Origin of the sequence: Nocardia sp. CA-084685 (genome assembly GCF_050955785.1) — a bacterium.
Classification (GTDB): domain Bacteria; phylum Actinomycetota; class Actinomycetes; order Mycobacteriales; family Mycobacteriaceae; genus Nocardia.
Genome location: NZ_CP192094.1, coordinates 9,345,412 through 9,364,088, shown reverse-complemented (window position 1 = coordinate 9,364,088; position 18,677 = coordinate 9,345,412). Strand labels below are relative to the sequence as shown.

Sequence of the window (18,677 nt, the reverse complement as noted above, 5' to 3'; positions counted from 1 at the left end):
CTGGCCCCTTACCGTTCCGCCGGTTGGATCAACACCAGGCCCTGACCGTCGAAGCGCAGCGAGAACGCCTCCCCGGCATCCTGGCCGACGAAGGTGCGCCACGAAACATCGGTCACGAACGACTGATTGAGATTGCCGCGGCAGGCCACGAAGGCATCCGGATCCACGATCAGCGGATACTGCGGCGAAACCTCCAGATGGATCAGCGGACCGCCCGCCGAGAGCAGTGCCACCTGTCCCTGTCCGGTCACCGTGGTGGTGAACAGACCAGCACCCGAGGACGCACCGCGCAGACCGGCGAAACGCACGTCGGTGCGCAGGTTTCCGGCGAAGCACAGCAACTGCTGCGATTCGACCTGCAGGGTCTCGTTATTCAGATTCACCACGGTCACGTGCTGACCGTTGACCGCGAAGAAGACCCGGCCGTTGCCGCTACATTCCATCAGTGACAGTTTCTCGCCGGTGGCGCGGCGCTTGAGCCCGGCGAGTACGCCGTCGCCGCCGCCGAAACCGGCCGATTTGAACTGCACATTTCCTTCGTAGGCGACCATCGAGCCGGAAATCGCCCGGATACTCGATCCGGCGAGGTGTGCCTCGATCACCTTTTTCGATTGCTCGAACAGTTGCGCCATAGGGAGTTTGCCTGCTGTCTGGTAGGGGAACACGGGTATATCGCCCGCCATTCCGACCGCGTTTCGCCACCCTAACCGATCTTGGAGTACCCGTACGGGCCACGGCGAGGAGTTACTTCGAATCGTGTGCGGCACGTTTCTCGTAGAGTGGCACCGTACGCACCGACAAGCGAAGGGTCGAACTTGTCCGCAACACTCGCCAAGGGTCAGAATGGCCCGCTGGCCGTCAATGACGTGGTGATCTCCGTCCAGCTGACCGCACCCGCGGATCTTTCCGCGCTATTGGTCACCGAGTCGGGGAAGGTCCGCTCCGATGCGGACTTCGTCTTCTTCAATCAGCCCAATGGCCCCGGGGTGAACCTACAGCCCGCGCCGGCCGGGCAGCCTGCGTCACTGGCGGTCTCGCTGAATGCGGTGCCCGCGGATATCGCGCAGATCCGCGCGGTGATCACCCTGGACGATGCAACCAGCAATTTCGGCCGGTTTCCCGCGCCGACCGCGATCGTGTCGGATTCGGCGGGTAATCAGCTGTACGAGTACCGCATCGACGGTTTGAACACCGAGTCGATCGTGATCGCGCTCGAGCTGTACCGGCGGCAGAGTGAGTGGAAAGTCCGCGCGGTCGGCCAGGGCTACGCGGGTGGTTTCGCGGCGCTGGTCACAGATCACGGTGTCACCGTCGACGAGTCTCCGGCCGCGACGCAGGTTCCGCCGCCTCCGTCCTACCAGCCCGCTCAGCCAGGACCGGGCTACCCGCCGCCGCCCCAGCCCGCGTATCCGACGCAGCAGCAGCCGCAGTCCCCGCCGACACAGCAGGGCTACCCGCAGGGCGGGCCCGGTTATCCGCCGCCCGGTCAGGGTTATCCGCCGCCGCCCGGACCCGGTGGTTACCCGCCGCCAGCTCAGCCCGGACCGGGCCAGGGCTATCCGCCGCCTGCCCAGCCCGCCGCGCAGCAGCAGCCGCCCAGCGAGGTCAGCCTGAGCAAGGATCGTCCGGTCAGCCTGGTCAAGGGGCAGCGGGTCACCCTGCGTAAGGAGGGCGGCGCCGCACTGACCTTCGTGAAGATGGGTCTGGGCTGGGATCCAGTGCGCAGCCGCGGCATGTTCGGCAACCGGACCGTCGATATCGACCTCGACGCGTCGGTGGTGATGTTCGCCGATATGAACGTGGTGGATGTCGCCTACTACGGCCAGCTGACCTCCAAGGACGGCTCGGTTCGGCACCAGGGTGACAACCTCACCGGTGAGGGCGAGGGTGACGACGAGGTGATCCTGGTCGACCTGACCCGCATCCCGGCGCATGTCAGCACCCTGGTGTTCATCGTGACCTCCTATAAGGGCCACACCTTCGAACAAGTCCAGAATGCGTTCTGCCGCTTGGTCGATGGCGCAAACAACGGCGAGCTGGCCAGGTACACCATGGCAGGCGGTATGCCGTTCACCGCGATGGCGATGGCCAAACTGTTCCGGGTCGGCAACGATTGGAAGTTGCAGGCACTCGGCGAGGGCTTCCAGGCCAAACATCCCGGTGAGGCGGTGCCACAGCTGGGCCGATTCCTGGGTAATTGAGCGATAACTGCACGAAATAACGGGGCGGACAACGTGATTCAGCTGAAGGCCGGTCAGAATATGCTGCTGACCGGCGATGTCGTTCGATTCAGCGCGAAGGCCAGGGCTGCCCTGGATGTTTCGGCGCTGGTGGTGGCGGAGAATTTAAGGGTCTTCGAGACCGGCGATTTCGTGTTCTACAACCAGACCGAGACCGCGGGGGTGACCCTGGCCGAGGACGGCGTGACCATCCGGCTCGCCGAGGTGCGATCCGATGCCAAAGCGGTACTGCTGGTGGTCAGCGCGGATCCGGCCGCGCCCGGGCAACCGGGTGGACTCGGCGAGGTCACCGCGGAACTAGCGGTAAACGATATCGCCACAGCGGAATTCGCGATCAATCCGTCCGCGGGCGAGACCGCGCTGATCTGCCTCGAGGTGTATCGGCGCGGCTCGGAGTGGAAGTTGCGTGCGGTTGGACAGGGCTATGCCGGTGGGCTCGCCGTACTGCTCACCGCGCACGGCGTCGAGATCGACGAACCGGCGACACCGCAGTCCGGGCAACACAGCCCCGCCGATCTGCGGGGCGCCGAACCGGTCGGAAATCCGGGCCGGGCCAGCGGCCAGGACACCATCAGCGGTCCCGGCGAGTCCCGGGCCGCCGACCCGGCGCCGCTCGAGGTCGCGCACGGACTCGAACGCCTGTGGATGATCTTCGAGGATGCCGCGCGCTCGGCCGCCGCGCTCATCTCCGCGCGCGACTACGCCATGCAGCGGCTGGATCAGGAACTGTCCGCGGCGGTTTCGGATCCGGCGACCAGGAACACCCCGGCCGCCGAGGAGGCCAGGCAGGCCGCACAGCGTCGCTGCGACGATCTGATCGCCACCGCGGAGGGGAACCACCTTCGCGATAGCGAGGCACTCATGCGCGAACTCGCCGACGCCGATCGGCAACTGCCGCCGTCACTCGCGTCCTGGGATTCGCCGGCCTGGGACGCAGCGCCGACGCCGAGCGACGGCATCCGACTCGGTGAGCTCTACGCGGATGAGCGTGGGTCGCTGCGCATTCCATACTGCGTGCCGGTGCCGCTGACCCGCCCGCTGTGGATCGATACCGAATCTTCGGCCGCGGCGACCCCGGTCGTCGGTGCGGTGCTCGCGCGGCTGCTCGCGGCCGATCCCGGTCGGCGCACCCTGGTCGACATGATCGATCTGACCGGCGCGTTCAGCCAACTCGTCGGTCCGCTGACCCCGGTGCTCAACGGTCCGCCGATCACCGATTTCGCCGATATCTCGGCGCGGCTGCAGACCCTGGTCGAGGCTGCTGATCTGGCCGAATTGGCTTATTCCAGTGGGAATTTCACGCCACCGACCGAGCACAGGGTATTGCTCGCCGCGGACTTCCCGCACGGATACCAGAGCGCGGATGCCCGCCGCATCGCGACGCTATTGGTGCGCGGCGATCTGATCGGACTGTCCACGGTGATCGTCGGCACCGACGAATCCGAGTCCAGCGACGGCACGGTCGCGATGCTGTCCCAGTCCTGCCGTCATCTGCCGACGGTGGACGGCACTCCGCTGTTCGATCCGTGGACCGGCAGCGCATGGCAGCTGGATCTGGATCTGCTGCCGCGGGAACCGGCAAGGCAGGCGCGCTTTCTGCGCACCAGCTGACCCTTTCGAGAGCGTCGCTAGCGGCCGAGCGCAGCCCTCGGCCGCAGCGCCTCCGGCAGCCACGGCAGTAGCGGGTCCGGTGCGCGGTCGAGGACGCCGCCGGCCGGATCGTCGACGAAATCGCGCCGAACCAGATCCTCCTCCGGTCGATAGATCTGCCGAATGATCAAGGCGCACAGCGCGAGCACCGCGATATCGCGCAGCGCCACCGTGCCGGTGAACCACTGCTCGGGCAGACCCTTGCGGTCCAGGCCGAGGTAGTAGAACATCCGCGGCACCCAGACCAGCGCATCGATGGTCATCCAGGCCAATAGAATTCGGCGATGCGGCAGCGCGAGCACGGCCAGCGGCACCAGCCACAGCGAATATTGCGGACTCCACACCTTATTGGTGATCAGGAAGGCGGCGACGACCAGGAAGCACAGCTGGGCCAGGCGCGGCCGGCGCGGGGCGGTGAGCGCGATATAGGCGATCGTCGCACAGGCGGCGACGAATACCAGCAGCGACACCAAATTCAGGATGGTCGGCTGTTCGGCATGCCCGATCTCACCGTCGAATCCGGCCCAGCCGGTGAATGACGTGATGACGTTGTAGATGGAATCCGGATCGGCGTGCCGAGTGGTGTTGAGCCGGAAGAACTCCCGCCAGCCATTGGGATAGAGCAGTGCGATCGGCAGATTCACCACCAGCCAGGTGCCCGCCGCGGCCGCGACGGTCAACGCGGCCGCACCGAGCGGTCGGGCGCTGAGAAACTGGGTGCGATACGGGGTTTCGCGCAGCCAGGTCAGTGCGGTGCGCCCGCTGTCGATATCGCTCAACCGGAGTCCGAGCCGTGCGCTCGGCACCCGCTGTAATGGGTCGGCGCGCAGGCACAACACCACGATCGGCCCCAGCAGCAGCAGCGGATAGAGCTTGGCCGCACCGCCGAGTCCGAGCAGCAGACCCGCGAGCAACGGTCGTCGACGAGCCCAGGCGAGCAGGCCGGTGGCGGCGAAAGCCGTTGCGAGCGCGTCGAAATTGGTGAACGCGTGCACGATCACCAGTGGTGAACAGGCGACCAGCGCGACATCCCAGACCCGCCGCCCCGCCAGTTGCGCCGAGGCCCACACGGTGACCAGCCAGGCGAGGGCCAGACCCACCGCGACCACATTGAAGTAAATGACCACCTGCAGCGCACCGGGCAGCGGTGCGGCATCCCAGGTCTTGGCGACCTGCATCGCCGCGTACTGATAGAGCCCGGACAACACCGGGTACTCCATATACCTGGTCTCCCGGCCGCCGTCCGGGGTCTGCTCGGTCCATTCCTTCTTGTATGGGAAGGCGCCCTCGTTCAGACGTTCCGCGCCGTAGAGCGGCACGGTGTCCGAGTAGCACATGGCGATGTACTGGCGGCCGTTGTTCCAGTCGAGGGTGAGCGAACCGTCGGACGCCTTCGTCTGCTGGATGCAGGGTGCCTTACTGGTCCAGCCGAGCGCGAGGAACACCAACGCGAAGGCGAGCAGCACCCGCATCGGTGTCCAGAACCGCACCCGGCCGATGAGCGCGTGGTCACCGACCGGGCCGCCGACGACCGTGCTCAGCTGCGCGGTCAGCGAATCATTGCGGCTGGGCCGATCCCGGCCGTCGGCCGAGCGCAGATCCGGTGCCAGCGGCGCGGGCGCGACATAGTGCGTCGCGCCGCCGGACGGCGTTGCACCGGACGGCATCCCGTCGGCCTGCGGCGCGCTTGCGTTCGTCCGCTTGTCCACGAGTTGCGGTTCGGTCACGGCACCCGAGGCTACCGGGTGCGTGTCGGCTGGCTGCCGTTGCCGTTCGCGGTACCACCGGATTGCGGTGATCCAGTGGCCGATGGCATCGATCCGTCGGGGTTGGCTGTCGGCTGCCCCGGTAGCGGTGTCGATTCCGGCTGTTGCTGTTGTTGTTGCGGCTGGCGCTGCTGGGTCTGCGGTTGCACGCCGGGGATCTGGATCGGTCCGAAGGGGGTGTCGATGGTATTCGGGACGATCTGGATCGGCGGAATCAGCGGCGACTCTGTGGTCGAGGGCGGGGTGAACGGCGCGGACCACGCGGGCACACCGGCCTGGCCCTTGATCGGGACCGGCTTCGGGAAGGTCTCTTTGGGGGTGCCGGCCAGGGCGCCGTCCATGGTGGCCTTCCAGATATCAGCGGACAGACCGGAACCGTAGATCATGCCGCCGCTGTAGTTGCGCAGTGGCGAGTTATCGATGGAGCCGACCCACACCGCGGTGGACAGCGACGGGGTGTAGCCGACCATCCAGGCGTCCTTGTTCTCGCCGGTGTCTCCGAGCTGGGCGGTACCGGTCTTGGTCGCCGACTCGCGGCCGTTGGCGAGGTTGTGATTGCGCGACCATGCGGCGATCGGCTTCATCGCGTCGGTGACATTGTCGGCGACCGCCGCCGAGACCCGCTGCTCACCGGCCACATCACCGCGGTCCAGCAGTACTTGCCCTTCGGCTGTCACCACCTTGGTGACGAAGTGCGGTGCGTGGTAGACGCCGGAGGCGGCCAGCGTCGCGTAGGCCGAGGCCATATCCAGCACCCGGGACTGGTACTGACCGAGCACGATGCCGTTGTTCGGCGGTGAACCGTCCGGCTCGACCAGGCTCTTGCCGACACCCGGAATGGTCTCCGGAATGCCGAGCTTGTGCGCCATATCGGCGATCTTCTGTGGACCATTCTGCATATCCAGCTCCATGCGGTAGAAGCTGGTGTTCAGCGAACGCTTGAGCGCCTCGGCGATGGTGCAGGTGCCGCACCCCTCACCTTCGACGTTCGTGATCTTGATGCCGTTCACGGTGATCGGCGAACTGTCGTACATCTCCGACAGCGGTTTGCCCAATTCCAAGTTCTCCGCGAGACCGAAGACCTTGAACGAGGATCCCGGTTGCAGACCGGCATTGGCGAAGTCGTAGCCCTGACCGTCGTCACCGCCGTAGTAGGCGCGCACCGCACCGGTCTTGGGATCCACCGAAACAACTGCGGACCGCAGCTTTTCCGGCTCGCCCTGCATGGTCTTCTGCGCGGCGTCGACGGCGGCCTGCTGGGTCTTCGGGTCGATCGTGGTGGTGATCGACAGACCGTCGGTATTGAGCTGCTGCTCGCTGATGCCCGCGGCCGCCAACTCCTTGAGCACCTGGTTCTTGATCAGGCCCTCGGGTCCGCTGTCCAGACCCTTGTCCTTGGCGGTCGCCACCGGGACGACCTGCGGGTACTGCTGGGCCTTGCGCTCGTCCGGCTTCAGATTGCCGCCGTCGACCATGCCGTCGAGCACGTAGTTCCAGCGGAACTTCGCACCCTCGGGGTTCTTCTCCGGGTCCAGGCCGGAAGGCTGCTGAATGGTGGCGGCGAGCACCGCACCCTCGGCCACGGTGAGCTCCGAGACCGGCTTGGCGAAGTAGGCCTTGGCGGCGGCGTCGATACCGTACGCACCGCGACCGAAGTAGATGGTGTTGAGATAGGCGGCGAGGATTTCCTCCTTGCTCCACTGGCGTGCCATCTTCGCCGAGATGACCAGCTCGTGCAGCTTGCGCGACAGCGAGTGTTCATCACCGACGAGCGCGTTCTTCACGTACTGCTGGGTAATGGTCGAGCCACCGCCCGCGCTCTCCTTGTTGAGGGCTTGATCCCGGGCGGCGCGCATGAAGCCGGAAACCGAGAAGCCCGGGTTGGTGTAGAAGTCCCGGTCCTCGGCGGCGATCACGGCATTGCGCACATGCGGCGGAATCTGGTCGATGGTGACGTCGGTGCGGTTGCCTTCCGGCGGCACGACCTTGCTGATCACCGTGGTGCCGTCGCTGGCGAGAATATTCGCGACCTGGTTGGTTTTGAGGTCGCCCGGCTGGGGTACCGAAACCGTGGTGTAGGCGACCAGGAAGATCACGCTCGGCAACACGATGGAAAGGGCTAGCAGGACGTAGATAACCCGGCGCACGATCCGCCACGGCGACTTCTTCTTCGCACTGGGACGACGACCGCCCGTCCCGCCCGAACCGCCATTACTACCGTTGCGGCGCGGCGGCGGTCCCGAGGGCGGCGCGCCCGCGGTCGCCCGGCGCTCTCCGGTGGTGGGGCCGGTGCCATTGGGGCGACGGGCCCCGGGCCGATCTTGGCCGGGACGATCCTGCCCTGGCCGCGGACTGGCCGGACGGGGACCGGTGGGCGGGGCAGTGCGGCGGTTGCGTTCGGCGTCGGTCGGCGAGCCGGGCTGCCGATTCGGACGCTCGATCTTCTGCGTGGACTGCGCGCCGGGCGGGGCGTTATCGGGTAGCGGCCTGCCTTGCGGCGGACGTCCCTGCGGCGGCGGAACCGGTCGACGCGGTGGCGGCTGCGGACCGCGCGGCTCACCGGGATACCCCCCTTGCGGCGGCCGCGGACCACCGGGACCGGGCCGACCGGGTGGGGGACCAGCCGGTCGCTGCCCGGGATACGGGTTCGGAGGCTGTGGTGAACTTCGCTGAGTCCGGCCGCCGTGCGGTTCATCGCCGTAGGGGGAAGTCTCGTAGGGCGAATTCACTGACAAGATCTCCATAACTCGTAACGGTCTGCGGGGTGCGGTGCGGCGATTATCGCCGCGGCGGACGCGTCGAGGCTCCGCATGTCACCCGACGGGCAGATGACCTGGCACATCATTCGGCTGCGGTGCGCCGGTTGGCCCTGGCGCCCGTGCGCCGCCGCGTCGGCGACGGAGCGGTACCGAGCACATAGGACTGCACCAGATGATTCCAGCTGCAGCTCCGGCATACCTCGACGACATGGACCGAGAACTCCTCGCGAGTCTCGGCGAGGCGTACCAATTCCTCTGGTGTGCGAGCCGATCCCGCCATCGGGCCGAGGCCGTCGCCGTAGACCCAGGATACGAGCGTCAACTGCTCTTTCCGGCAGATAGGGCATGTGACCTCGCTCCCCCGACCGTGGAACTTCGCCGCACGTAAAAGGTAGGGATTGGCATCACAAACCTCGGCGACATCGACACGGCCCGCATAGACGTCAGCGAGCAGCGACCGACGCTTGAGAGCGTAGTCGACCACCTGTCGCTGAATTCGCACGAGAACCAGAGTAGCGGGGCCGGGCGCGGGCCGCGCTGGGCTGTGCGGGATCGACCGACCGGTATTCATTGTTGAACTGGGGTGTTATCGAAGTCGACGGATTACGATTCTCCCGTGTCCCCCGCTACATCCGGGCGGTCGACGGCAGTATCCGGGCGTATGCGCGCGCGTGACCTCGACCGTGCCAATGCGTCCAGTGTGCTGGATGCGGCCTATGCGGAAGGGCAGCTCGGCGCCGATGAGTATCGCGACCGTACGGCCCAGGCCGAGACCGCGAGGACGGTCGGTGAGCTCGAACGCCTCGTCGATGATCTGCAAGTACCGTCCGCCGTAGCTGATCTGGTGTCGAGCGAATCGACGCCGCCCCGAAACCCGTTGCGTCGAGCCGGAACCGGTGGACGTTATCCCGATCACACCCGGGCACGCGATGTCGATCGCGACACCACCCGCCAACTGATCGACAATGCGCGCGGCGACGGTCAGCTGAGCGAGGACGAGCATCAGACCCTCACCGAACTGGCCGGCGAGGCGAAAACCCTTGGCGAACTGGCGCAATTGGTCGACGATCTGCAACGGCCGAGCGGTGCCGCGCCACCACCGCAGCCGCCGCGCTCGAATCGTCGGCGCTGGTATCGGATTGCGGTCGGGGCCGGCGCTGTCTGCGCCGCGGTCGCCGCCTTCGTACTGACCAGCGGTGTATCGGATACCGAACCCGCCCCAGCAACCGCACTGGTTGTCGTGGATCTGGGATCGGTGCAACCGCTCGTGATCGCGACGCCGAATCTGCTTACCCGAGAAGGGCTCACGCTGTTCCTGGGGAAATACCGCGACAAATTCGGCGATCTGCAGATCGATGACCTGACGTTGTATCCGGAATACGCCATCGTGTCGCGTGCGGTGCCGGGCGAGCCGAATCGGTTGATCGGCTACGACTACCGCGGCGGCTTCCAGCAGTCGAGCAGCGTGACCAGCCGCAAGGCCGATAAAGCCGCCGTTGATCTCGCACAGCTGAATGTCGCCGCGATCAGTGATGCGCTCGCGAGCGCGCCGAGTACCCTGCGAGTGGCCAACGGCGTTGTCACGCATATGGATGTCGAGATCAACGATGCCGGTGCGTACAGCACTTTCGGCATACCGAAGAACGGCCCGTACGTAACCATTTACGCGGGCAACAAGTTCAACGAGTCCGGATACCTACTGCTGACTCCAGCGGGCGCGGTCGCGCGCGCGGTGCCTTTCGAGAAGTGAGGCGTTGATGGCGACGACGCGCTATGGCGGTATCCGGCCCGCGACACCGACCGTGCCGACGTGTGCGGCCTGCTCGACGCGGCGCTGACCGATGGTCAGCTCACCGAGGACGAACACGCCGCGCGCACCGCAAAGGCCATGTCCGCCAAATCCTTCGGCGAACTCGATGCCGTCGTCGGCGATTTGCAGATCCCGGACAATCTGGTAGACGCGCCGGTGGTCCGCGTGGATCGCAGGCGGCCACGGCGTTGGCTCGCACCGGTGGCGGTCATCGGCGCGGCTGCCGTGCTCGGGGCCGGCCGTCGAGATCTACGCGAAAAACCCAGTGGGAGCCTCAGGCAACATGACGGCAACCTTCACCGGCGAACCCCTGAGAGTCTCCCCACCCAGCCCGTGATCCGATCTCGCATACTTTCGTGTTCGGCGCAGGGTGTTTCGCGCGGTGGGTCGGTGTGCGAGGTGGGACAAAGGTGTGCGGCCCTGGTAGTGGCGGTCCTTTTTCATAGGCGCGGTGGCCCGCGGTCGTCGTGCTCGGTGGGCCAGCCGTCGGTATCGATTTCGCAGACCGCACCATCGGCGCGCTCGCGCACTGGCGGCTATTCACCGGAGCCGCAGCGATTTGCGCGCGGTGTCTCGGTGGAAGGCGCGGACGGAATGGGGCGATTTCGGTTCTCTGACGTGCTTCAGTCATCTGGATTGCGCCCCAATAGGGTCGGGTGGTTCGTGGCCGACAGCAGGGCGGCTCATAAGTCATCGCGCAGTCCGTCCCAGCGATCCTCGTGCGCGCGAGGACGGGGCATGGTCAGCGTTCGCGACTCCAAGAATCCGACTGTTCCAGCGCCGGTCTCCACACCGAACGAGTGGTCAGCGTTCACCGCTGGCGTGCACACCGGTGAGTTCGATCCGTCCTGACGCCTCATCCGGACAGCTCGCCTTGCTAACGAGCAAGTGCTCCCCGCGCATCGTTTGTTACGCCGCGCACGAAATCGCCGGGCGAAACCATGCGTGGCGCGCAAATCGGTGCGCGGGACCATCCCGAGGCGAGCGCCGTTGGTGTGTACAGAGGTGACGGGGCTTCTGTTATGGCTGACGGTGGGGGAACCGATCTCTAGCTGCGTAGATAGCTCTATGTATCGCTGATGACTATGCACGTTTATATCGCTCCGATATAGTGGGAAGTCGCATCCATCGGTTAGGTCTGAACACACAGTCAGGGGGTGAAGCCCGATGCTCGAGCTGGCAATCCTCGGGCTGCTCCTCGAAGCGCCCATGCACGGATACGAGCTGCGCAAGCGGCTGACCGGATTGCTCGGGCCGTTTCGGGCCTTCTCCTACGGATCGCTCTATCCGACGCTGCGTCGCATGCAGACCGATGGGCTGATCGCCGAGGAGAACTTCGCGGGCGTCACCCGTCGTGCGCGACGGGTCTATCAACTGACTTCGGCCGGGCGGGAGCGGTTCACCGAACTGCTCGCCGATACCGGACCGCAGAACTACACCGACGACGGCTTCGGCGTCCACCTGGCGTTTTTCAGCCGCACCCCTGCGGAAGCGCGGATGCGGATTCTGGAGGGCAGGCGACGGCAGGTCGAGGAGCGCCGAGAGGGTCTGCGGGAGGCGATCAAGAAAGCCAGTGGCTCGCTGGATCGCTACACCCGCCAGCTCCACCAGCTCGGTCTGGAATCAAGCGAGCGCGAAGTGCGCTGGCTCAACGAGTTGATTGCGGCGGAGCAATCGACGAAGGCGGCACCACAGAAAGAGGGAAATATCGGCCATGAGTGAAGTCAACAAGGCGGAAAACGCCACCGAAGTCCGCGTCGCCATCGTAGGCGTCGGTAACTGCGCTTCCTCGCTGGTCCAGGGCGTGCAGTACTACAAGGACGCGGACGAGACGGCCACCGTTCCCGGCCTTATGCACGTCAAGTTCGGCCGGTACCACGTGCGCGATGTCAAATTCGTCGCCGCGTTCGACGTCGACGCCAAGAAGGTCGGCTTCGACCTGGCAGAGGCGATCTTCGCCAGCGAGAACAACACCATCAAGATCTCCGATGTGCCGCCGAGCGACGTTGTCGTGCAGCGCGGTCCGACGCTGGACGGCATCGGCAAGTACTACGCCGAGACCATCGAGCTGTCCGAGGCCGAGCCGGTCGACGTGGTGAAGGTGCTGAAGGACAACAAGGTCGACGTCCTGGTCTCCTACCTGCCCGTCGGCTCGGAAGAGGCGGACAAGTTCTACGCCCAGTGCGCCATCGATGCCGATGTCGCCTTCGTCAACGCGCTGCCGGTGTTCATCGCCTCCGATCCGGTGTGGGCCGAAAAGTTCACCAAGGCAGGCGTTCCCATCGTCGGTGACGACATCAAGAGCCAGGTCGGCGCGACCATCACCCACCGCGTGATGGCCAAGCTGTTCGAGGACCGCGGCGTGCAGCTCGACCGCACCATGCAGCTGAACGTCGGCGGCAATATGGACTTCAAGAACATGCTCGAGCGCGAGCGCCTGGAGTCGAAGAAGATCTCCAAGACCCAGGCCGTTACCAGCAACCTGAAGAAGGAGTTGGGCGCCAACGATGTGCACATCGGCCCGTCCGATCACGTCGGCTGGCTCGACGACCGCAAGTGGGCCTACGTGCGCCTCGAGGGTCGCGCCTTCGGTGATGTGCCTTTGAACCTGGAGTACAAGCTCGAGGTGTGGGATTCGCCGAACTCGGCGGGCATCATCATCGACGCGGTGCGCGCGGCGAAAATCGCCAAGGACCGCGGCATCGGCGGCCCCGTCCTCCCCGCCTCGGCCTACCTGATGAAGTCCCCGCCGAAGCAGCTGGCCGACGACATCGCACGTCAGCAGCTGGAAGCGTTCATCATAGGCGCTGAGTAGTCACCCGCCTCATCCGAGGTAAGCCGGGCCGGAGAACTCTTCGGCCCGGCTTTGCGGTATCCGGGCGCGGTTGAGTATCGAGGTCGCCAGGAAGATCGCGAAGGTTGCGTCGGAGTCCGCTGAGCCCGGCGAAGGCGGCGCGGGCGTTACGTCGGGCGCTGATCGGTTCGCCATCGCGGGTCTCGATCCGTACGTCGCCTCGATCGAACACCGCTTGCTGGTCCTGCTGTGGAAAGTCGTGAAAGACGGCGTGCTGTTGCGCCAACTGCATCCGCACGGTCACGTTGGCCATCCGGTTTCCGGGAAAGCGCGAGGGCAGGAGGCCGCCGAATCTCCCGTGGGCGGTCAGCGCGGTCGCGGCTCGCCATCGCGCGAGGCCGCCATGGGCGGTGAGGACCTCATCGATCAGCTCATTCATTTCGGCGCCCCGGTCAGCACCGCGCGGACGACGCGCGGATCGCCGTGGACGTTCGCCTGGCCTAGTGCTTCGTCGATGCCGATCGCATCAGCGGCGAGTCCCAGGATCACCTCCGGCTCTGCTTCCAGGATCGTGTCGGGGCGCCGGTCGGGTTGGATGGTCACGTGGGGACCGTGTTCGTCGATTCGCAAGGTCATGAATAAGTCGGCAACGTCGATGCCGAGCTCGGTCGGAGGCGCTGCCGTCCTGTCGCGGAGCAGCGCTGGGAGTGCTACCGCCAGCCAGCGAGGCTGAAAGGCGTCGTCGCCGCGGCCGCTCACCATCAAAGGGAAGCTCCAGCGGATGAGGGGCTCGATCGTTTCGCGGAGATTGCTACCCCAGGACGTCAGGGCATATACGACGCCGCTGGTCTGGCCCGGTCGCCGCTCGATCACTCCGCAGGTTTCCAAGCTCCGCAGACGGTCCGCGAGCAGATTGGTGGCTATTCCGCCCAGCGCGGCCACGAGCTCGCCGTAGCGCATCGGGCCGAGTAGGAGCTCGCGGACGATCAGCAGACTCCAGCGATCACCCACCACATCGAGCGTGCGCGCCAGACCGCAGTACTGCCCGTAGGAACGAGATGGCCTCGGCTTGACTTTCTCCATAACACTTGATTTTATCAAGTCGTTGCCCCGAATTGTCTCCCAGAGAGGGGTTCCAATGGCTGCCTCCGGTCCGCCGGCCCCTGCTACCTCGCCGGTTTCAGCGGCCCTCGCCGCCCTGCGCGCCGCCGGGGAAACCGGCGACGGCGATGCGGTCGCCGAACTGTTGGCACCCGACGTCGTCTTTCACCCCCCCGCTCACATCCCGCCTGCGGTTCGAGGGCAAGCAGGAGGTCACGGCACTGCATCGGGATATCTTCGCCGTCCTCGATGGCCTCACTACTACCGAACCGCTCGCGCTCGGCGATACGGGATCGTTCTCGTTTCGCGCTCGCGTTCGCGGGGTGGAACTCGAAGCCATGAATCTGGTGCGGTGCAACAAGCATGGACAGATCGTTGATTACACGGTCTTCGTCCGTCCGCTGCCAGCGCTGGCGACGCTATTCGCGGCGCTCCCACCGCGGGTGTCGGTGAGGCGCCGCGGACGCCTGAAGGGCACGCTCGCGGCGACCCTCGCCCGGCCTCTCGCCTTCGCGATACGCACCGCCGACCGTTTTGTACCCGCATTCCTCTAACCGATACCGCTGCCTCGATCGAGCAGGATCCGGGGCGGTCCGGATGTGACGACCCAGCAGCGCGAAAGGTCTACGCCCATCTTGGGTGGACGATAGCTTGTTTGCTTTCGAGAGCCGCTTCGTGGAACTGGACCGTCACGTCGTCCACTACACCTTGAAACTCAGTCCAGCGAGACGTAGACCTCGACCGAGGTTGGTCCTGTGTAGCGCTCGATTTCCGCGGTGTGCGAGCGGGTGATGGTGCCTGCGCTTTCGGCCTTGCGGACCTGCGCCCATGCGGTGCGCAACAGGTCGTAGGGCTTGTCGGAGACGACGAATTTCGCGTAGCGCCCGAACGGGACGCGGGTCAGCACATCACCGGCATCCATATCGTCCATGTCGGCGATCTCGTAGCCCAGAATCGCGACGGCGTGATCGTTCTGGCCGATGTAGGCCGCGACCCGGGGCACATTCTTCTCCCGCGCCAAATACCGGTCCCAGGTGAAGTTCACCAGGTCCAGGTCCCGGGCGGTCACCTCGCGTCCGGCCAGCGGGACGGTGAGTCCGGCGACCAGGCTTGCGTCCAATGTGACAATTTCGAAGTCCACAGCTGTTCCTAACCGTCGACCGGTTCGTCTGCCAGCGCCACGAATACCTCGGCCGTGCGCGCGTCCGGATAATGTTCCACGTCACCGGTATAGGCGCGCAGCAATCGTCCGGCGGCCTCGGCATCCCATACCGCGCGCCAGATGGTCACGATGGTGTCGCCGAGATTGTCGCCGCTGAGCGTGAATCGGGCGAACCGTCCCGCGGGTACTCGCGCCAAAACATCGCCCGGCAGCAGATCCCCGATGGTGTGGCAGCGGTATCCGACGATATGGGTGAGGTAGGAGTTGATCTCCGGCGCGTGGTCCACATACGCGGTCGTCGGTGGGCCGGGCAGCTTGCGGGCCAGATTGCGTTTCCACGCCTCCTCGACCTTGGCGCGGCGCGGTCCCTCGACCGCGAGCGCCGGGCTGCGCAGCACTGTGCCCGCCACGAGCGTCTCGGGACGGTCAACGACATTGAAATCCACCGGCGTGCCCCTATATGTCTAGTCTGTCTCCAATTGGCGGCGCTCCCGGGCCCCCGTGGACCGCGGAAGCTACTTCCGGGCCTGACGCTCGCGCCGCGTGTCGTCGCTCGAGCGCATATCCTTCCTCATCGATCTCACGACGTCGGCGTCGGCCTGGTTTGGTTCCGGCGCGCCGTGCTCACTTCACTCTGGCAAACGATGCTGCCACGTCATCCGTTCCCATGGCCCCGGTCGGCACACATTCGTAGCGAACCGAGCACAGCATGTTGTCAGCTCGACCCAGCCCCGACGGAGCGAGTTTTACGAGCGAGGAGTTCGTGGCGCGTCTGGCGTTTGAGTCGTTGACGGGGTGTGCTGCGGGCGTGGGGCTCGCCGTTGCCGCATGCGTGCATCAGGTGCTGAACGTCCCGCCATCACCAGCCACAACGGAGCGAGTTTTACGAGCGACCCGTTCGCGGCCCGTCTCGTGTCCGAGTCGTCGAAGCGCATGCGCCGCAGGCGCGAGTCTCGACGGCTCGGACGCGAGACCAAGGGGGCCGCGAACACGCAGCGCCGAAGGCGCTGCCAAAAATGCGGCCAAAGACTCAGGGCACCGGAATGCTGAATCCTGGGAAGATTTCGACTTCCTTTGTGGGCTCTGGAGCGGGCGGGATGATGATCACCGGTGCCGTGGAGGTGCTGGACGGCGGGTTCAGGATGTCGTAGCCGCCACCGGAGGGTTTGCTCGTACTCGGCTGGCTGCCTTGTGCCGCTTCTGCCGGAAACTGCTCGATCGGCGTGCCGTCGAGTGCGCCGTCCATCACCTGCTTCCAGATATCGGCGGGCAGGCCGGAGCCGTAGATGTCGCTGCCGCGGGCGGTCTCGATCGGCTGCGACTGTTCGGTACCGATCCACACCGCCGTGGACAGCGACGGGGTGAAGCCGATCATCCATGCGTCTTTATTCTCTTCGGACTCACCGAGTTGGGTGGTTCCGGTCTTGGCGGCCGAGGGCCGACCGCCGGACAGGCTGTGCCCGTTGGAATATGCGGCGATCGGGATCATCGCCGCAGCGGTGCTGTCGGCGATGCCGCGCGGGATGCGCTGCTGTCCGCGCGGGGGTTGCTTACCGACCTGGTGGCCGGGTTCGGCGCGATCCAGCAGGACGCGGCCATCGCCGGCGACCACTCGCTGCACGAAGTACGGCTGGTGGTAGACACCGGAATTGGCGATCGTCGCATAGGCCGATGCCATGTCGATGGGGCGAACCAGATACTGGCCCAACACGATTCCGTTGAGCGGCCGCCCACCGTCCTCGGTGAGCGTTTTACCGGCCACACCCGGAATCTCTTCGGGGATTCCAGCCTGATGGGCGGCTTCGGCGATTGCCTCGGGGCCGTCGGACATCGACATCGTCAGTCGATAGAAGCTGGTGTTCAGTGAGCGCTTCAGCGCCTCGGCCATAGTGCATTTACCGCACGATTCGCCCTCCACATTGGTGATCTTGGTGCCGTGATCGGTCACCGGTGAACTGTCGAGCATGCGGTTGAGCGGAATGCTCTGCTGCAGTGCCGCGATCACCGCGAAGACCTTGAAAGCCGAGCCGGTCTGCAATGGCGCCTGCGCGAAATCGAAGCCGATACCGTCGGCGCCGCCGTAGTAGGCGCGCACCGCGCCGGAACGCGGATCGATCGAAACGACCGCACCACGCAGTTCCGGCGGCTGGGGGTCGAGTCGATCGTGGATCGCATCGAGAGCGGCCTGCTGGGCCTTGGCGTCGATGGTGGTGGTGATCCGCAATGCCCCGGTATTGAGTTCGTGCTCGCTGATACCGGAATCGCGTAGTTCGCGCAGCACCAGGCTGCGGATCAGGCCCTCCGGACCACGTGCCGCATTGACGTCCGGGATTTCGGTGATCGGGACGATCTGCGGGAATACCGTCGCATCACGCGTGCCGGGCGCGAGCGCACCCATCTCGACCATGCCGTTGAGCACGTATTTCCAGCGCGTCGTCAGCTCGGGGAGATGGGTCTCCGGATCCAGGATCGACGGCGTGCGGATGACCGAGGCCAGCACCGCGCCTTCGGCTAGCGTCAGTTCCGGCACCGGTTTGTTGAAATAGGCTTTCGCGGCCGCTGAGATCCCGTACGCGCCGCGCCCGTAATAGATGGTGTTGAGATAGGCGGCAAGGATGTCTTCCTTACTCCACTGCCGCGCCATTTTGGACGCGATGATCAGCTCGCGCATCTTCCTCGTCAGAGTGCGTTCGGAGCCGAGGAAGGCATTCTTGACATACTGCTGAGTGATGGTGGAGCCGCCGCCCGCATCCTCTTTGCCGAGGACATTGTTGCGCGCGGCGCGCAGGAATCCGCTGATCGAGTAGCCGGGATTGGTATAGAAATTGCGGTCCTCGGCCGAAAGCACCGCATCGCGCACCGGCTTCGGCACATCCGACAGCGGTACCGGAATCCGATTGCCATCCGGCGGAACGACCTTCGCGATCACCGAAGTTCCGTCGGAGGCGAGGATGGTGGCGATTTGATTGGTCTGCACCGAATCGGGATCCGGGATTTCGGCGCTCCAGTAGACCAGTACGAACAGCAGCGACGGCACCGCGACGAAGATGATGAACAGGGCGAGCAGTAACCGGCGGAAGCGTTCGCCTCGCGTGCGTTGCGGTCGACTGGAGGGTGTCGGTTGCGGCCGAGGCGATTTCGTAGTGCCGGGCGGCCTCGGCTTGTCCTTGCGTCGTGACGCCCCGTTGTGCTCGCTGAACCCTGCCACGGAGGCATAGGGTGCCGGGATCGGTTTGCCCCGACGAACGCCCCCGCGTCGCCGCTTGCCGAACGAGCTCACGATCATCTCCTCCCGGAGCGTCGGTAAAACTCACCTGCACGGACACGATCGGAAATGACCCGAGATCGTACACCGAGTATTACCGCCGCAACGGGATTCGAGCCATGCGACAGGC

At 65.6% G+C, this 18,677-nt stretch carries 16 protein-coding genes; 7 read left to right on the top strand and 9 right to left on the bottom strand.

The features are described from left to right. Window positions 1-8 precede the first annotated feature (8 nt). Window positions 9-632 (bottom strand): AIM24 family protein, encoded by a 624-nt coding sequence (locus ACQP2U_RS41375; RefSeq protein ID WP_062981783.1) that lies wholly within the window; start codon window positions 630-632, stop codon window positions 9-11. Window positions 633-815: 183 nt separating this feature from the next. On the opposite strand from ACQP2U_RS41375, the gene ACQP2U_RS41370 reads away from it, so the two are divergent. Both ACQP2U_RS41370 and ACQP2U_RS41365 read left to right on the top strand, forming a co-directional pair. Beyond that, window positions 816-2,201 (top strand): TerD family protein, encoded by a 1,386-nt coding sequence (locus ACQP2U_RS41370; protein WP_433712592.1) that lies wholly within the window; start codon window positions 816-818, stop codon window positions 2,199-2,201. Window positions 2,202-2,234: 33 nt separating this feature from the next. Further along, window positions 2,235-3,851, top strand: a complete 1,617-nt coding sequence (locus ACQP2U_RS41365; RefSeq protein WP_433712591.1) for a TerD family protein — start codon at window positions 2,235-2,237, stop codon at window positions 3,849-3,851. Between the two features lie 17 nt (window positions 3,852-3,868). Here ACQP2U_RS41365 and ACQP2U_RS41360 read toward each other — a convergent pair whose 3' ends face one another. The 3 genes from ACQP2U_RS41360 to ACQP2U_RS41350 form a co-directional block, all read right to left on the bottom strand. After that, complete coding sequence (locus tag ACQP2U_RS41360) at window positions 3,869-5,557, bottom strand: glycosyltransferase family 87 protein (RefSeq protein ID WP_433716772.1); 1,689 nt, start codon at window positions 5,555-5,557, stop codon at window positions 3,869-3,871. A 71-nt stretch (window positions 5,558-5,628) separates the two neighbouring features. Continuing rightward, window positions 5,629-8,097 (bottom strand): transglycosylase domain-containing protein, encoded by a 2,469-nt coding sequence (locus ACQP2U_RS41355; RefSeq protein WP_433716771.1) that lies wholly within the window; start codon window positions 8,095-8,097, stop codon window positions 5,629-5,631. A gap of 400 nt (window positions 8,098-8,497) precedes the next feature. Next, window positions 8,498-8,917, bottom strand: coding sequence for a DUF5318 domain-containing protein (locus ACQP2U_RS41350; RefSeq protein ID WP_433712590.1), 420 nt, complete (start codon window positions 8,915-8,917; stop codon window positions 8,498-8,500). Window positions 8,918-9,076: 159 nt separating this feature from the next. Between ACQP2U_RS41350 and ACQP2U_RS41345 the strand changes: the two genes are divergently transcribed. The 4 genes from ACQP2U_RS41345 (at window position 9,077) to ACQP2U_RS41330 (ending at window position 13,040) form a co-directional block, all read left to right on the top strand. Beyond that, window positions 9,077-10,165, top strand: coding sequence for a DUF1707 SHOCT-like domain-containing protein (locus ACQP2U_RS41345; RefSeq protein ID WP_433712589.1), 1,089 nt, complete (start codon window positions 9,077-9,079; stop codon window positions 10,163-10,165). Between the two features lie 84 nt (window positions 10,166-10,249). Next, window positions 10,250-11,077 (top strand): DUF397 domain-containing protein, encoded by an 828-nt coding sequence (locus ACQP2U_RS41340; RefSeq protein ID WP_433716770.1) that lies wholly within the window; start codon window positions 10,250-10,252, stop codon window positions 11,075-11,077. A gap of 315 nt (window positions 11,078-11,392) precedes the next feature. Next, entirely contained in the window at window positions 11,393-11,947 is a 555-nt protein-coding gene (locus ACQP2U_RS41335; protein ID WP_433712588.1) for a PadR family transcriptional regulator, read from the top strand. Beyond that, the gene (locus tag ACQP2U_RS41330; RefSeq protein ID WP_397030889.1) at window positions 11,940-13,040 is read left to right on the top strand and encodes an inositol-3-phosphate synthase; all 1,101 of its coding nucleotides are present in this window, start codon (window positions 11,940-11,942) and stop codon (window positions 13,038-13,040) included. Before ACQP2U_RS41335 ends, ACQP2U_RS41330 begins: the two co-directional genes overlap by 8 nt. Here the strand turns inward: ACQP2U_RS41330 and ACQP2U_RS41325 are convergent. Further along, window positions 13,024-13,458 (bottom strand): hypothetical protein, encoded by a 435-nt coding sequence (locus ACQP2U_RS41325; RefSeq protein ID WP_433712587.1) that lies wholly within the window; start codon window positions 13,456-13,458, stop codon window positions 13,024-13,026. The genes ACQP2U_RS41330 and ACQP2U_RS41325 overlap by 17 nt on opposite strands. Continuing rightward, window positions 13,455-14,102 carry a winged helix-turn-helix transcriptional regulator gene (locus ACQP2U_RS41320; RefSeq protein WP_433712586.1) on the bottom strand — a complete coding sequence of 216 codons (648 nt, stop codon included), beginning with the start codon at window positions 14,100-14,102 and terminating at the stop codon, window positions 13,455-13,457. Before ACQP2U_RS41320 ends, ACQP2U_RS41325 begins: the two co-directional genes overlap by 4 nt. Before the next feature lie 146 nt (window positions 14,103-14,248). Here ACQP2U_RS41320 and ACQP2U_RS41315 point away from each other — a divergent pair, with 146 nt between their 5' ends. Then, complete coding sequence (locus ACQP2U_RS41315; protein WP_433712585.1) at window positions 14,249-14,674, top strand: hypothetical protein; 426 nt, start codon at window positions 14,249-14,251, stop codon at window positions 14,672-14,674. Between the two features lie 161 nt (window positions 14,675-14,835). Here the strand turns inward: ACQP2U_RS41315 and ACQP2U_RS41310 are convergent, their stop codons facing one another. The 3 genes from ACQP2U_RS41310 to ACQP2U_RS41300 all read right to left on the bottom strand — a co-directional run bounded on the left by ACQP2U_RS41310 (window position 14,836) and on the right by ACQP2U_RS41300 (window position 18,568). Then, window positions 14,836-15,261, bottom strand: a complete 426-nt coding sequence (locus tag ACQP2U_RS41310; RefSeq protein WP_433712584.1) for a GyrI-like domain-containing protein — start codon at window positions 15,259-15,261, stop codon at window positions 14,836-14,838. A gap of 8 nt (window positions 15,262-15,269) precedes the next feature. Further along, entirely contained in the window at window positions 15,270-15,728 is a 459-nt protein-coding gene (locus tag ACQP2U_RS41305; protein ID WP_397030881.1) for a GyrI-like domain-containing protein, read from the bottom strand. Between the two features lie 584 nt (window positions 15,729-16,312). Next, complete coding sequence (locus ACQP2U_RS41300; protein WP_433712583.1) at window positions 16,313-18,568, bottom strand: transglycosylase domain-containing protein; 2,256 nt, start codon at window positions 18,566-18,568, stop codon at window positions 16,313-16,315. Between the last annotated feature and the right edge of the window lie 109 nt (window positions 18,569-18,677).

Coding starts and splice junctions, on each gene's coding strand:
- ACQP2U_RS41320 (WP_433712586.1), bottom strand. CDS start 14,102: ATGGAGAAAGTCAAGCCGAGGCCATCTCGTTCCTACGGGCAGTACTGC.
- ACQP2U_RS41300 (WP_433712583.1), bottom strand. CDS start 18,568: ATGATCGTGAGCTCGTTCGGCAAGCGGCGACGCGGGGGCGTTCGTCGG.
- ACQP2U_RS41345 (WP_433712589.1), top strand. CDS start 9,077: ATGCGCGCGCGTGACCTCGACCGTGCCAATGCGTCCAGTGTGCTGGAT.
- ACQP2U_RS41325 (WP_433712587.1), bottom strand. CDS start 13,458: ATGAATGAGCTGATCGATGAGGTCCTCACCGCCCATGGCGGCCTCGCG.
- ACQP2U_RS41360 (WP_433716772.1), bottom strand. CDS start 5,557: ATGCCGTCCGGTGCAACGCCGTCCGGCGGCGCGACGCACTATGTCGCG.
- ACQP2U_RS41315 (WP_433712585.1), top strand. CDS start 14,249: ATGCGGTCGCCGAACTGTTGGCACCCGACGTCGTCTTTCACCCCCCCG.
- ACQP2U_RS41335 (WP_433712588.1), top strand. CDS start 11,393: ATGCTCGAGCTGGCAATCCTCGGGCTGCTCCTCGAAGCGCCCATGCAC.
- ACQP2U_RS41330 (WP_397030889.1), top strand. CDS start 11,940: ATGAGTGAAGTCAACAAGGCGGAAAACGCCACCGAAGTCCGCGTCGCC.
- ACQP2U_RS41375 (WP_062981783.1), bottom strand. CDS start 632: ATGGCGCAACTGTTCGAGCAATCGAAAAAGGTGATCGAGGCACACCTC.